Below are 15,808 nucleotides of genomic sequence, written 5' to 3'. Positions count from 1 at the left end.
GCTCCGGAGGGGCGAAGGAGTGTAGCCGAGTGGCGTAAGCCCCGGGTCATGGATGTCGCCTTACCCTTCTTCTCTTCAACAAGAGGATCGCGAGGATGCAACTCATCGTCAACACCTTCGGCGCGAGCCTGCGCAAGAAGGACGACATGTTCCTGATCAAGTCGGGCGAGCGGAAGATCACGATGTCGCCCCGGAAGGTCCAGACGATTTGGCTGGCGACGGGCGTGCATCTCTCGACGGACGCCATCCGACTGGCGCTCGAGCACCACGTGGATATCGCACTGCTCGACAAGCACGGCGAGCCGTACGGGCGGTTCTGGCATACCCGGCTGGGCTCGACCAACTTGCTGCGTCGGCGGCTCCTCGAGGTCGCCGAGACCGAGGACGGGACGCGGCTGGCCCGGGAGTGGGTCCGAACCAAGATCGGCCACCAAGCCGACCTGCTCCGCGACCTCGCCCGGACTCGCCCCGACCGGCTCGCCGAGCTCGAAGGGGCGGCCCTGAAGCTCGATAAGCTGGCGACGGTCGTCGAGCAGCAGGCCCGGGGCCCTTCACTCGACGAGCTCCGAGGTTCGCTCATGGGCCTGGAAGGGGTCGCCGGGCGCGAATACTTCGCCGCCTTGAGCCTGGCCCTCCCGGAGCGGTTCCGGTTCCAGGGACGCAGCCGCTCGCCCGCCCGAGACGAATTCAACTGCCTGCTGAACTACTCGTACGGCGTCCTCTATTCGCTCGTCGAACGGGGCTGCCTCCTTTCGGGGCTCGACCCCTGCATCGGGCTCCTCCACACCGACAACTACAACAAACGCTCGCTCGTCTTCGACCTGATCGAGCTCTTCCGGGTCCACGCCGAACGCGTCGTCGTCAACCTCTTCGCCTCCAGACGCGTCAAGCAAGAACTGTTCGACCAGAAGGACAAGGGCTTCCGCCTGAATGCCGAGGGCCGTGGGGTCCTGCTCGGCGATCTCAACGAATACCTCGACCGGGTGAAGCTCCACGGGAGACGCCGGCTGAAGATCCGCGACACCATTGTCTATGAATGCCAGCGGCTCGCCGGCCGACTCCTCCACGGGCTCGACGACGACCGGGAAATCAACCTCGACGTCTTCGACCTGGCCTTCGAGACCTCGGCATCCTCATCCACCAGTCCGACCGAGGCGACCGACGCCCCCGGGGCGGACGCGCCTGGCCCTTCCCCCGAAGCTCCGCACGCCGAAGGCGAAGGAGGAGCCCGTGCTGACCTGGGTCCTCTATGACATCGTCGTCGACCGGACGCGCGATAAGGCGGCCAAGGCCTGCTTGCAAAGCGGACTCTACCGGGTCCAGAAGAGCGTCTTCCTCGGCACGCTCGAGGACAATCGGCGCGATGAATTGGTCATCCGCCTGGAGTCGCTGATCAACCCCGCCTGCGACTCGGTGTACATCTTCCCGATGTGCCGGCCGGACTTCAGCAAGACGAATCTCCTGGGCCAGGCCTTCGACGAGAAACTGGTGACGGATGAGTTACGCACGCTCTTGATATGAGGGCTCTCCCCCATGGATCTGGACTTCCACGACGTCCTCCTGACGCCGAGCGACATCCTTGAGCATCTGTTCTGCGGCCGATTCACCTACTTCGAGCGTCACCTCAGGCTCCCGGAGTTCCAGGAGAGGCGCGAGAAGGTCCGTCGCGGACGTGCCCTGCACGCCGTACGAGAGGCGACCAATCGCGCCTATCTCCGGAAACGACTCGGGGTGAAGGACAAACAGATCGACGTGACCCTGGTCAGCCCCCGCCACTACCTCCGCGGCCGGCTCGACGAACTCCTGATCTTCGAAGACGGCACCGCCGGCCCGCTCGACTACAAGTTCGCCAAGGACCCCGGCCGGATCTACACGACCCTCCGCCTCCAGTCGACCATCTACGCACTCCTGATCCAAGAGCATCTCGGCCTCCCGGTCCGTCGGGGCTATCTCGTCTACACTCGCAGCCGCAACCGCGTCGTCGAAATCACCTACACCCGCGAAGACTTCCGCCAGGTCGGCCGTGCCGTTCGCGAGATCCTCGACGTCGTCCAACGAGGTACCCTCCCGCGCCGCGCCTCCCCCAGCCGTTGCGCGGATTGCTGCTACCGATTTATTTGCGTCTGACCGCTCGCCGGTTATAATCCGTGACTCGTGCACAGGTTACGAGTTGCGGATCGATGCAAATCCCGCTCAAACGTGATCGAATCCTGCGGGAAGCGATCCCTCGTCGAGACCGTTCGATCCCGAGCGATTTCGGCGTAACTACCGAGAAAACCAAGGTTTAAGCCCCTGGAGCGGTTGAGCGGAAAGGTCCATCACAACAAGGATTGAAACACCGAGACGTGGATCCCGTTGTTGCCGACGATCCGCTTGTTGAGCGGAAAGGTCCATCACAACAAGGATTGAAACATTTCGGCCTGGGTCAAGTCGTCGGGATCGCCGGGCGGGTTGAGCGGAAAGGTCCATCACAACAAGGATTGAAACTTAAACTCTAGTAGTGCTTTCGTTTAGGCGTATGACGTTGAGCGGAAAGGTCCATCACAACAAGGATTGAAACAACCTCGCCGGGTCCGGCTTGCACTTCGCCAACTCCTCGTTGAGCGGAAAGGTCCATCACAACAAGGATTGAAACCCCACGATGCCGGGGTGGGCGGGGGCAACCCCGTTCGAGTTGAGCGGAAAGGTCCATCACAACAAGGATTGAAACCTCCTCGGAAGGCCAGCGGATCTTGTCGAGGTCGCGGGGTTGAGCGGAAAGGTCCATCACAACAAGGATTGAAACATCGCCTCGTCTCTGTCCGAGAGCCAAGTCGCCTTGGGTTGAGCGGAAAGGTCCATCACAACAAGGATTGAAACAGTGCCTGCCCTCTCTCCAACACGATCCGCATCGTCGTTGAGCGGAAAGGTCCATCACAACAAGGATTGAAACATGTCGCCGGCCTGGGGCTTGGTGTAGCGCTCGTCCAGTTGAGCGGAAAGGTCCATCACAACAAGGATTGAAACCCCATTTCGGCCGGCTGCCCCGCGGCCACTGGTCGACGTTGAGCGGAAAGGTCCATCACAACAAGGATTGAAACATATAGAGCCCGTTCAAGTACCCACTGAAGATCAGGTTGAGCGGAAAGGTCCATCACAACAAGGATTGAAACCCATCGGGCTTCAAGACCTCGGCTTCCTGGATCGCGCCGTTGAGCGGAAAGGTCCATCACAACAAGGATTGAAACGCCTTGCCACCGAGGCATTCGGGGCCGCCTTCTTCGGCGTGTTGAGCGGAAAGGTCCATCACAACAAGGATTGAAACTAGAAGCCGTCGGTCGAGCTGAACCCGCTGGCTGCTGTTGAGCGGAAAGGTCCATCACAACAAGGATTGAAACATCGCCTCCTTGTGGAAGTTCTTCAGTTCGTCCAGGAGTTGAGCGGAAAGGTCCATCACAACAAGGATTGAAACAGCCTGTCCTGCTGATAGCTGAAGGAGTGGAGCCTCGTTGAGCGGAAAGGTCCATCACAACAAGGATTGAAACGGGACATTCCGCTCGAGAGCGGCATCCCCTTCGACGTTGAGCGGAAAGGTCCATCACAACAAGGATTGAAACGCCTCGCTGAGGTCGGCCCCGCTGAGGTAGGCCTCGCTGTTGAGCGGAAAGGTCCATCACAACAAGGATTGAAACCCTTTCTCACCGAAGGATCCTCCTCCTCGATCGACGGTTGAGCGGAAAGGTCCATCACAACAAGGATTGAAACCCTTTCTCACCGAAGGATCCTCCTCCTCGATCGACGAGTTGAGCGGAAAGGTCCATCACAACAAGGATTGAAACCCGGGGATCGTGGACGGGAGCGTATTCCACGCCTTCGTTGAGCGGAAAGGTCCATCACAACAAGGATTGAAACATGGTGTCGCTGGTTTGGGGGGTCGTCTTCCTGAACCTGTTGAGCGGAAAGGTCCATCACAACAAGGATTGAAACTTCGGAGGCACGGAGGCAACAGCCGTCTTCACGGAAGTTGAGCGGAAAGGTCCATCACAACAAGGATTGAAACTCCTGGAGGTCCTTGCCGATCGCTTCCTTCCAGGCGTGTTGAGCGGAAAGGTCCATCACAACAAGGATTGAAACACATCACGAGCGGCGGCGGGACGGGCGCCACGCCCCGGTTGAGCGGAAAGGTCCATCACAACAAGGATTGAAACCCAGGTCTGCGTTCCGTCGAGGGCCAACCCGCCGCACGGGTTGAGCGGAAAGGTCCATCACAACAAGGATTGAAACATTGCCGCTGGGGGACACTGACCGGGAGATGCTTGGGTTGAGCGGAAAGGTCCATCACAACAAGGATTGAAACAGCTTCTTCCGGGTGGCCTCGCCGAGCAGGCGTTGGTTCGTTGAGCGGAAAGGTCCATCACAACAAGGATTGAAACTGGGTGGCCCCGAAGGCTTCGAGGTAATCGGCGATGTAGTTGAGCGGAAAGGTCCATCACAACAAGGATTGAAACCGTCATGCGTGACTCAACACTCGACGGAGGGCTTCTTGTTGAGCGGAAAGGTCCATCACAACAAGGATTGAAACGGGCCTTGGGTGTAGCGGAGACCCTGGAGTTGGGACCGGTTGAGCGGAAAGGTCCATCACAACAAGGATTGAAACCACACCGGGCACGCCTGCCCCCGATGGGGGACGTGCGGGTTGAGCGGAAAGGTCCATCACAACAAGGATTGAAACAGGATCGGGGCGTTGTAGCCGGACAGGTCGAGGTGTTGAGCGGAAAGGTCCATCACAACAAGGATTGAAACCTTGGCGGTCGCCGTCCGTCGTCCCGGCATGAAGTCGTTGAGCGGAAAGGTCCATCACAACAAGGATTGAAACTCAATCGCGGGTTGGAAGGCGCCCCCGAGCGACTGTTGTTGAGCGGAAAGGTCCATCACAACAAGGATTGAAACGCCTCGTCGAGCATGATCGGCTCGAGGGCGAAGGTCGTTGAGCGGAAAGGTCCATCACAACAAGGATTGAAACGCGTCGGCCGAGGCCGAGACCGAGTTGTGCTGGAACTTGTTGAGCGGAAAGGTCCATCACAACAAGGATTGAAACAGTAGGTCGGCCATCGGAGCTCCTCGTCAGGCGGTGGTTGAGCGGAAAGGTCCATCACAACAAGGATTGAAACTAGATGCGAGACGCCGAGATGCTGGAGCACTTCACGCGTTGAGCGGAAAGGTCCATCACAACAAGGATTGAAACATCCTGATGATGTGATCGAACCGGACGACGGACACGAGTTGAGCGGAAAGGTCCATCACAACAAGGATTGAAACCTCAGGAGGATGTTCGAGACCGGGCAGGTCCCCGAGAGTTGAGCGGAAAGGTCCATCACAACAAGGATTGAAACCCCAACCGCAGTCTCAGCCTCCTCGAGGATCTTGGCCCGGTTGAGCGGAAAGGTCCATCACAACAAGGATTGAAACATCGTCATGCCTGGTGCCCCCACAGCTCGAGCTGTCGGTTGAGCGGAAAGGTCCATCACAACAAGGATTGAAACCAGGTTCAGGAACCGGGGCAAGGGGGACGGCCACGATGTTGAGCGGAAAGGTCCATCACAACAAGGATTGAAACATAGTCCAGCCCCCCTTCGGATCACGTGCCCCTCAAGTTGAGCGGAAAGGTCCATCACAACAAGGATTGAAACCCCGGGGTGATCGGGACGAGCGAGTGTCCGACCTGCCGTTGAGCGGAAAGGTCCATCACAACAAGGATTGAAACCCCGGCACGATGCGGCGGGGCAGGTCCTTCCACTCCGGTTGAGCGGAAAGGTCCATCACAACAAGGATTGAAACCCTGGGATGTACTGGGGCCACGGCAGGAAGTAGTTATGTTGAGCGGAAAGGTCCATCACAACAAGGATTGAAACAGCAAGCCCTCAACGTCACGGCCGGCCCTGGCCTGGAGTTGAGCGGAAAGGTCCATCACAACAAGGATTGAAACACCTGATTGAGCCGGTCGACGGCCCTCTGGGTGATCCGGTTGAGCGGAAAGGTCCATCACAACAAGGATTGAAACATGCCGTCGCTCGCCTGGGCTCAGACCCCCGACCATCGGGGGTTGAGCGGAAAGGTCCATCACAACAAGGATTGAAACACCCCTCGAGAACGCGAGGAGACAGATGTCAAAAGGAGTTGAGCGGAAAGGTCCATCACAACAAGGATTGAAACCCCGGATGCGGCTGGTGGTCGAGGCCAAGTTCAGCCAGGTTGAGCGGAAAGGTCCATCACAACAAGGATTGAAACTCCTCGAGAATGGCGTCGAGATGCTCGGCCGCTCCAGTTGAGCGGAAAGGTCCATCACAACAAGGATTGAAACCCAAGCTCTGCGGCATCGAGCCACGGCATCTCCGCCGATGGGCCGAGCGAGTTGAGCGGAAAGGTCCATCACAACAAGGATTGAAACCTCGCGACAAGGACAGACGTGAACGGCTGGCTCGCCGTGTTGAGCGGAAAGGTCCATCACAACAAGGATTGAAACTGCAATGGCTCCCCGGCGTCGGAGCGTCGATTGTGACGGTTGAGCGGAAAGGTCCATCACAACAAGGATTGAAACCGCGGCGCGGTCCCTACCCTCGGCGTCGAGACGAAGTTGAGCGGAAAGGTCCATCACAACAAGGATTGAAACTGTTAGGGGAGCAAGCATGGAGCGTATCGTCGACATGTTGAGCGGAAAGGTCCATCACAACAAGGATTGAAACCCGTTCCCGGACCGAAGCGTCCCCATCGGGCCAACATGTTGAGCGGAAAGGTCCATCACAACAAGGATTGAAACGGCGTCACGCTCGCCGACATCCTGAGCGGTGAGACCGGTTGAGCGGAAAGGTCCATCACAACAAGGATTGAAACAATCATCCCACCCCTCCCTCCGCCGTCCAGGCCGAGGGGTTGAGCGGAAAGGTCCATCACAACAAGGATTGAAACACAACTTCGCCATCACGATCAAGAACATGTTCGACGTTGAGCGGAAAGGTCCATCACAACAAGGATTGAAACATCGACTTCCCGTAGATGTAGGGGAGCCAGTCGAGGTTGAGCGGAAAGGTCCATCACAACAAGGATTGAAACTCCAAGGGGGATATCTGGTCGACGACAACCCGGTGTGGTTGAGCGGAAAGGTCCATCACAACAAGGATTGAAACATGTCGACGTTACCCCCCGCCGTGCTCCCGCGGAGGTCGGCGGGTTGAGCGGAAAGGTCCATCACAACAAGGATTGAAACCTGGCTTGAGGTGAGACGACCCAGAGTCTCAATCACGTGTTGAGCGGAAAGGTCCATCACAACAAGGATTGAAACCTTGCCAAGGGCGTCGACGCGGCCGAGGCGAACCGGACCGCGTTGAGCGGAAAGGTCCATCACAACAAGGATTGAAACTCTCTCAGTTTCCCGAGCCTATCTTTTTACACCAAGTTGAGCGGAAAGGTCCATCACAACAAGGATTGAAACCCCCGCCAAGCCTTGCCCCGCCAAATTCCCAGCTCGCGTTGAGCGGAAAGGTCCATCACAACAAGGATTGAAACCACGCCCCAGACGGACACGACGGCACGGTGATCTGGAGGGGTTGAGCGGAAAGGTCCATCACAACAAGGATTGAAACCTTCAGCGTGAGGCCGCCGGTCGCCGGCGAGGCCTCGTTGAGCGGAAAGGTCCATCACAACAAGGATTGAAACCGGTAGGCTTTGCACCATCCGCCGATCAGGAGGAAGCGTTGAGCGGAAAGGTCCATCACAACAAGGATTGAAACGTTGGCGACACCGCCGGACCCGTATACCTGGAAGTTGTTGAGCGGAAAGGTCCATCACAACAAGGATTGAAACGAAGCTGCCTATCGGCTCCGATCGCGATGCTGGCGTGGTTGAGCGGAAAGGTCCATCACAACAAGGATTGAAACCCCGCGACCTCGACGAGGTCGACCGGAAGAACCGTCAGGTTGAGCGGAAAGGTCCATCACAACAAGGATTGAAACCACCCGCGAGGTAGGTCTTGGCCCCGCTGAGCGGGAGTTGAGCGGAAAGGTCCATCACAACAAGGATTGAAACATGGCATGAACCAGTATAAGGGGGGTGGGGGAAACGGTTGAGCGGAAAGGTCCATCACAACAAGGATTGAAACAAGATCCGGGCATGGCCGAAGAGGAAACGGGGCAAGGTTGAGCGGAAAGGTCCATCACAACAAGGATTGAAACGCTGCACTACTCGGCGGCTCGTCGGCCTGGGCGGATGTTGAGCGGAAAGGTCCATCACAACAAGGATTGAAACACGTATCCGTTCTTCCGGATGGAGATCGACCATCGGCGTTGAGCGGAAAGGTCCATCACAACAAGGATTGAAACATCATCGCTGCGGTTGCGGCCACTCGCTTCGAACTGGTTGAGCGGAAAGGTCCATCACAACAAGGATTGAAACTGTATGTGGGGAGGGCGATGCCGCGCCAAGGATGGCCCGTTGAGCGGAAAGGTCCATCACAACAAGGATTGAAACTACATCCCGTTCGCCAAGATCGACGAGATCACGCAGGTTGAGCGGAAAGGTCCATCACAACAAGGATTGAAACGCATCCTCGAAGATCCCGCCAAGCTCTTCACCAAGCTGTTGAGCGGAAAGGTCCATCACAACAAGGATTGAAACCGCGGGGGCCGGGGGGGTGACGGCCGGGACCGGGACCTGTTGAGCGGAAAGGTCCATCACAACAAGGGTTGAAACCCCGTCTTCCCGACGTAGTACGTCGTCGCCGTGGCCGTTGAGCGGAAAGGTCCATCACAACAAGGATTGAAACATCGAGGAGTACTCGGCGTGGTCCCCGATGACGGCGGTTGAGCGGAAAGGTCCATCACAACAAGGATTGAAACGCGTTGATTGTTCCTGTGCGGATGCGACTGGCTCCGGTTGAGCGGAAAGGTCCATCACAACAAGGATTGAAACATCGCCGCGAAGCTGACGGCGCGCCCGCCGATCCCGTTGAGCGGAAAGGTCCATCACAACAAGGATTGAAACATCGCGAGCGGGAACGCGCCGGGGGTCGTGACGTGTTGAGCGGAAAGGTCCATCACAACAAGGATTGAAACAAGATCCGGTCGAAACGGTCGCTGCCCTTGACGTGGTTGAGCGGAAAGGTCCATCACAACAAGGATTGAAACAAGGGGATCCCGCACGAATTCGCGATGAGGTCCCCGGGTTGAGCGGAAAGGTCCATCACAACAAGGATTGAAACCCCACCGTTCGGGGGGGCACCGATCGGGGGGTAAAGCGTTGAGCGGAAAGGTCCATCACAACAAGGATTGAAACTCCGTGATCACGCGGTACAGGAAAGGCCCGGTTGAGGGTTGAGCGGAAAGGTCCATCACAACAAGGATTGAAACAAACTCTTCATCTGGTAGACGGTGGCCCCCGTGCTAGTTGAGCGGAAAGGTCCATCACAACAAGGATTGAAACATCACCAAGATGACGGCGATGACGCCGAGTAGGATGTTGAGCGGAAAGGTCCATCACAACAAGGATTGAAACGCGACCGCATCGGCATCGACGATCGAGTCGTTGTCGTGTTGAGCGGAAAGGTCCATCACAACAAGGATTGAAACACCGTGAGTTCGTGCAATGCGCCGTCTTCGGGGACGAGTTGAGCGGAAAGGTCCATCACAACAAGGATTGAAACACGTGCCGCGGAGGTAGTCGCGGGCCGCGCGGGAGTTGAGCGGAAAGGTCCATCACAACAAGGATTGAAACACCGCCTCGCCGACATGACCCGCGAGTGGGGCTTCGCCGTTGAGCGGAAAGGTCCATCACAACAAGGATTGAAACTCCTGCTCCTGGCGGAAGTCGATGCCGAGCGCGGCCAGGTTGAGCGGAAAGGTCCATCACAACAAGGATTGAAACAGCCTGGCCGCCGTGACGGCGTCGCACCCCGAGAGGAAGTTGAGCGGAAAGGTCCATCACAACAAGGATTGAAACACGTGCCTTGGGGATGGGAGGTGGTGGGCGGGATGTGGTTGAGCGGAAAGGTCCATCACAACAAGGATTGAAACATTTGGGGGGCTATCTTAACGCTCGCGATCACGATGGTTGAGCGGAAAGGTCCATCACAACAAGGATTGAAACCCGCCATCTTTCAGGCCAACGAGAACGAGCCCGATCGTTGAGCGGAAAGGTCCATCACAACAAGGATTGAAACCCTGTGGCCAGACGACATTTAGAGGATGGCGAACATGTTGAGCGGAAAGGTCCATCACAACAAGGATTGAAACCGGGAGGCGCCCGCGTGGATCAGGATGGGCCCAACGGTTGAGCGGAAAGGTCCATCACAACAAGGATTGAAACAGAAACGAGCCGGCGGCGGGCGTCACAGGAGCGACCACGTTGAACGGAAAGGTCCATCACAACAAGGATTGAAACCTCCCGCCCCACGAGGCCAAGCGGCGGCTCGCGATGTTGAGCGGAAAGGTCCATCACAACAAGGATTGAAACTTCTTCAAGTCCCAAGGGTTCCGGGCAACCTATGTGGGTTGAGCGGAAAGGTCCATCACAACAAGGATTGAAACCCGCGCCTATCACGAGCCGACCGGCACCGTGATGATCTTGTTGAGCGGAAAGGTCCATCACAACAAGGATTGAAACCGAGTTCGGCTTCGATACATGGGATGCCTCTGCGGGGTTGAGCGGAAAGGTCCATCACAACAAGGATTGAAACCTTCTCAGGAAGCGTCGTCCCATCGACGTCCCAGAGGTTGAGCGGAAAGGTCCATCACAACAAGGATTGAAACGTGACGTCCGCCGAAAGGGGATTCGCGAAGTATCCCGTTGAGCGGAAAGGTCCATCACAACAAGGATTGAAACCCGAAGATCATCGGGGAGCACACGGCCACCGAGCTAGTTGAGCGGAAAGGTCCATCACAACAAGGATTGAAACAACGTGACCTTCGAGAAGTTCAGGTTCGTCCCCTGGTGTTGAGCGGAAAGGTCCATCACAACAAGGATTGAAACACGTGACGCGGCAGGTAGGCGGTGATTTCGGACATCGTTGAGCGGAAAGGTCCATCACAACAAGGATTGAAACGCGCCGGAGGGGAACCGCCAGTCGAGCGACCCGACCAGGTTGAGCGGAAAGGTCCATCACAACAAGGATTGAAACAAGTCGTTGAACGACGTGGTCGAGCCGTCGGCCGACTGGTTGAGCGGAAAGGTCCATCACAACAAGAATTGAAACTAGATTTGCTTCTTGATGGGATTCCGGATCACCGAGAAGTTGAGCGGAAAGGTCCATCACAACAAGGATTGAAACAGCTCGGCGGCCGAACCCTCGCCGTCAAGGCCGTAAGCGTTGAGCGGAAAGGTCCATCACAACAAGGATTGAAACGCCTAGCATGCGGCCTCGAGATCGGTGGCGATTCGGGTTGAGCGGAAAGGGCCATCACAACAAGGATTGAAACTTCGTCAGCTCGCACGAGCATAGATCCTCTCCTTCCTGTTGAGCGGAAAGGTCCATCACAACAAGGATTGAAACATAATAACAACCCCGGTTTCTTCTCTTGGATCCCCTTTTGAGCGGAAAGGTCCATCACAACAAGGATTGAAACGGTGTTTCCAGGCCAGAAGCGCCGAGGCCCCTGGACGGGTTGAGCGGAAAGGTCCATCACAACAAGGATCGAACCCCCCCCCCGAGGCGTACCCTCTCGCGATGGCCTTCGATAGTTGAGCGGAAAGGTCCATCACAACAAGGATTGAAACATCTGCACCCACCCAGCGAACCCACACCTTATAAGGTTGAGCGGAAAGGTCCATCACAACAAGGATTGAAACTTCGTGACGGCCAGATCATAAGCCGGGACCGCCACGGTGTTGAGCGGAAAGGTCCATCACAACAAGGATTGAAACCTAGGAGCAATGCGGGGAACATCGAAAGGCCCAAACGTTGAGCGGAAAGGTCCATCACAACAAGGATTGAAACATAAGTGTGAAGATTGGGGCGGGAAGATTCTTGCGAAGTTGAGCGGAAAGGTCCATCACAACAAGGATTGAAACGAGATGTGACCTTCGAAGGCGACGATGACGGCGTCCTGGTTGAGCGGAAAGGTCCATCACAACAAGGATTGAAACGGTGTGGATGGCACTCGGTCAGCTCTGGCGTCATGGGGTTGAGCGGAAAAGTCCATCACAACAAGGATTGAAACACGATCCGGGCTGACCAATACTGGGTGTAAGTCCCGCGTTGAGCGGAAAGGTCCATCACAACAAGGATTGAAACCCGCCCGCCTCTTGCTGACGACCAGGTCGACGCCGAGGTTGAGCGTAAAGGTCCATCACAACAAGGATTGAAACTCAGGTGACAAGGAATCGGCGACCTCGGGTTTCCAAGTTGAGCGGAAAGGTCCATCACAACAAGGATTGAAACGTCGTCGTCCAGCCGGGGATCGCGTCCGAGGCCGGGGTTGAGCGGAAAGGTCCATCACAACAAGGATTGAAACCGGCTCGAGTCCGTATCCCGCAGCCTCGCCTTCATCCAGTTGAGCAGAAAGGTCCATCACAACAAGGATTGAAACACAAACTCGCTCGAGGTCCTCGAACGCGGCCAGGTCGTTGAGCGGAAAGGTCCATCACAACAAGGATTGAAATCATCTCGAGCGATCCGGGGGATGGCGCTCCGCATTCCGAGCAAACCTGTTGAGCGGAAAGGTCCATCACAACAAGGATTGAAACCTTCTTTGAACGCGGCGACGTCGACCTTGTGGTCTTGTTGAGCGGAAAGGTCCATCACAACAAGGATTGAAACACGCCGCCCGCCAGTGCCCGCGTTGCAAGGGCCTCATGTTGAGCGGAAGGGTCCATCACAACAAGGAATGAGGCCCGAGTGCTGACGCCGCCCCGCGGCGATCGCGTTCGGGAGTTGAGCGGAAGGGTTCAATACGACTCTGACCGAAATTATGACAGCTTTGACGGAGTTGTCGGCGACCTTATGCCTTCGAGCGAATCAACCGCCAGACACTTTCCGGAGTACACGGGGTCGAGGCCGGCGCGACGTCGATGGCATCTTCGATGGCGGAGAGGACAGCCGGCACGGACGCGATGACGGGGGGTTCGCCCACGCCGTGGGCGCCGAATGGGCCGGTCGGGTCATCGCGCTCGATCAGGATCGACTCGATCATGGGGAGATCCCGGGCCGTCGGGAGGAGGTAGTCGCGGAAGTTGGTCGACTGCATGACGCCGCGGTTCATGACGACCTCTTCCATGAGGGCCATTCCGACGCCCTGGGCGGCACCGCCGCTGATCTGGCCGTGGACGGTTTGGGGGTTGATCGCCTTGCCGACGTCGTGGCAGGCGATCAGACGCTCGACCGTGGTCTGGCCGGTTTCGCGGTCCACGACGACCTGGCAGATATGGGCGGCAAAGAGGTAGGTGGCGAAGGCGAGCGGGGATTGGCCGTTCGAGAAGTCTTCGCAGACCGTTCGGGGCTTGAACACCCCGTAGCCCTCCAACTTGTATCCTCGTTTTCGGGCTTCCGTGAAGAGGTCGCGAAGCGGGACTTTGACGTTGGCGTTATAGCGACCGACCAAAAAGCCGGCCGTCAGGCGCAACTCATTCGGATGGTGACGGACGATCGCGCCGGCCACGTCGAGGAGCGTCGACCGCAGTTCCGCCGCGGCGAGGCGGATGGCGTTGCCCGTGAAGTAGGTCTGCCGCGAGGCCGAGGTCGAGCCCGCTTCGGGGGTCCGGGCGGTGTCGGCACTCACGACGTCGACCCTCCCGATCTCCAGGCCAAGCTCCTCGGCGACGATCTGGGCGGCGGCCGTCATGATCCCCTGGCCGTAATCGATCGCCCCCGTGTACACCCGGACTCGGTCGTCGGCCTCGACGGCCACCCGGGCCCGGCTTGCGTCCGGAAAGCCGTCCCCATAGCCGAGGCCGAAGCAGATCGTGCTGATGCCGACACCCCGGCTCTCGTGAGGCTCCAGCGGACGAGCCGCCGGCGCTTCCGGCGCATGGAGGCGGTCGATGGCCGCGGCGAGGCACTCGCGCGCGGAGCTCACGCCGACCCTCTGGCCGGTCGTGACCGGATCGCCGTCCCGGATGAGGTTGCGCTGACGGATCTCCTGCTTGCTCACCCCGACCTTCCGGGCGAGGCGGTCGAGCATCCCCTCGTAGGCGACGGCCATCTGCACCGCCCCGAACCCTCGCATCGCGCCCTTCGGATTGTTGTTCGTATAAACACCGAAGACGTCGCAATGCACGTTCGGCACGAGGTAAGGGCCGGTGCAATGGCTGGCCGCCTTCCGCATCACGGCCATCCCGGTGGAAGCGTAAGGCCCCTCCTCCGAAAAGATCACAATCTTCGCGGCGCGAATCCGTCCATCGGCGCTCGAGCCGAGGGTGTAGTCGATTCGGATCGGATGTCTCTTATGGCGGGATCGCATCGATTCTTCCCGGGTGAGGCGAAGGGCCACGACGCGATCGGGGTGGCAGAGGGCCGCCAGGCCGAGCAGGGTCTGGATCCCGAGGTCTTCGCGGCCGCCGAAGGCCCCACCGGTCGCCGGCGCGATGATTCGTACGGCCTCGATCGGGAGCCCGAGGGCGAGGGCCGTCAACCTCTGCTCTTCGTGGACCCACTGGCCCGAGGTGCGGAGGGTGAGGACACTTCCGTCCCAGAGCGCCGTGCCGGCTTCGAGATCGAGGAAGGCGTGATCGACCGTCTGGGTGTGGAACGTCTCCCGGATCACGATCGGGCATGTCTGGAGCTCCGCCTCGGCGTTGCCTCGGCGGATGCGCTTCCCACCAACCAGGTTGCCGTTCTCGTGGACCGGGGGGGCTCCGGGAGCGAGCGCCTCGTCGATGTTGGTGACGACCGGGAGGGGCTTGTAGCCCACTTTGACCAGGGCAACGGCCGCCCGTGCCGCGTTCTCGGTCGTGGCCGTCACGAGGGCGACGGCGTCGCCTCGGTACTTGACTGTGTCGGTGGCCAGGACGGGCTGATCGCGGATGATCAACCCTTGTCGATTCGTCCCTTTGACGTCGGCCGCGGTGTAGACTCCGAGGACTCCGGGGCTCTTCAAGGCCGCCGAAGTGTCGATACCCGTCAAGGCCGCGTGGGGCTCGGCCGATCTCACGACGCTCACGAACACGTCGGCACGCTGGGTGATCAGGTCCCCGCCGTAGAGGGCCGCGCCGGTCACCTTCGCCGGCCCGTCGACGCGGATGACCGACGCGCCGACCGGTCCCTGGAGGACCTCTCGGAACGGGGTTTCGAGAGGCTCCACGGCGGGGGGCTGGGGCGGGGTGCGATCGTCGCTCACGAGGGTTTTTCCTGTGGGGCGTTACGGGCCGACTCGATGGCGCGGCGGATGGCCGTGTATCCGGTACATCGACACAGGTTCCCTTCCAGGTCGTCGCGGATGCGATCCGATGACGGAGACGGTGTGCCCGCGAGGATCGAACGGGCCGCGGCGAGCATCCCCGGGATGCAATATCCGCACTGGCAGGCGCCCTCGGCGAGGAAGGCGTCCTGGGTGGCCTTGCCGAGAGGGTCGGAGGCGAAGCCTTCGACGGTCTCCATGCTCCAGCCCTCGGCCTGGAGTGCGGGGACGAGGCAGGTGTTGGTCAGCTTGCCGTCGACGAGGACCGCACATGATCCGCACTCGCCCTGCAAGCAGGCGGCCTTGGTCCCGGTCAGCAGGAGGCGGTCTCGGATCACCGAGAGCAAGGTCTCGTCATACCGGACTTCCAGATGATACGCGTGCGTGTTGATCGTGAGAGAAACCGTGGCGGTCTTGGCGAACGACTTGGTGGCCATCGTGGTCTCCGG

Annotated in this window: 5 protein-coding genes and 1 CRISPR repeat array; of the genes, 3 read left to right on the top strand and 2 right to left on the bottom strand. The window is 58.7% G+C overall.

Annotation, left to right across the window (positions count from 1 at the left end):
- The first annotated feature begins 95 nt into the window (after positions 1–95).
- Genes cas1 through cas4 form a run of 3 tightly spaced genes read left to right on the top strand, consistent with a single transcriptional unit; the run spans position 96 to position 2,127 of the window.
- On the top strand, positions 96–1,253 hold the full coding sequence (gene cas1 / locus ACYOEI_RS27885; RefSeq protein WP_462852927.1) for a CRISPR-associated endonuclease Cas1: 1,158 nt from the start codon (positions 96–98) through the stop codon (positions 1,251–1,253).
- On the top strand, positions 1,231–1,521 hold the full coding sequence (gene cas2 / locus ACYOEI_RS27880) for a CRISPR-associated endonuclease Cas2 (RefSeq protein WP_462852926.1): 291 nt from the start codon (positions 1,231–1,233) through the stop codon (positions 1,519–1,521). Before cas1 ends, cas2 begins: the two co-directional genes overlap by 23 nt.
- 12 nt (positions 1,522–1,533) lie before the next feature.
- A complete protein-coding gene (gene cas4, locus ACYOEI_RS27875; RefSeq protein ID WP_462852925.1) occupies positions 1,534–2,127 on the top strand; it encodes a CRISPR-associated protein Cas4 in 594 nt (197 codons plus the stop codon).
- A 173-nt stretch (positions 2,128–2,300) separates the two neighbouring features.
- Positions 2,301–12,858: direct repeats of the CRISPR family, unit length 37 nt; unit sequence GTTGAGCGGAAAGGTCCATCACAACAAGGATTGAAAC.
- A 107-nt stretch (positions 12,859–12,965) separates the two neighbouring features.
- Here cas4 and ACYOEI_RS27870 read toward each other — a convergent pair.
- Both ACYOEI_RS27870 and ACYOEI_RS27865 read right to left on the bottom strand, forming a co-directional pair.
- Positions 12,966–15,299 carry a xanthine dehydrogenase family protein molybdopterin-binding subunit gene (locus tag ACYOEI_RS27870; protein ID WP_462852924.1) on the bottom strand — a complete coding sequence of 778 codons (2,334 nt, stop codon included), beginning with the start codon at positions 15,297–15,299 and terminating at the stop codon, positions 12,966–12,968.
- Entirely contained in the window at positions 15,296–15,796 is a 501-nt protein-coding gene (locus ACYOEI_RS27865) for a (2Fe-2S)-binding protein (protein WP_462852923.1), read from the bottom strand. Before ACYOEI_RS27865 ends, ACYOEI_RS27870 begins: the two co-directional genes overlap by 4 nt.
- Positions 15,797–15,808: the final 12 nt, after the last annotated feature.

This window comes from Singulisphaera rosea (assembly GCF_054877945.1).
Note: the sequence above shows the minus strand (reverse complement) of the source record. Positions and strands in the feature narration are given on the sequence as shown.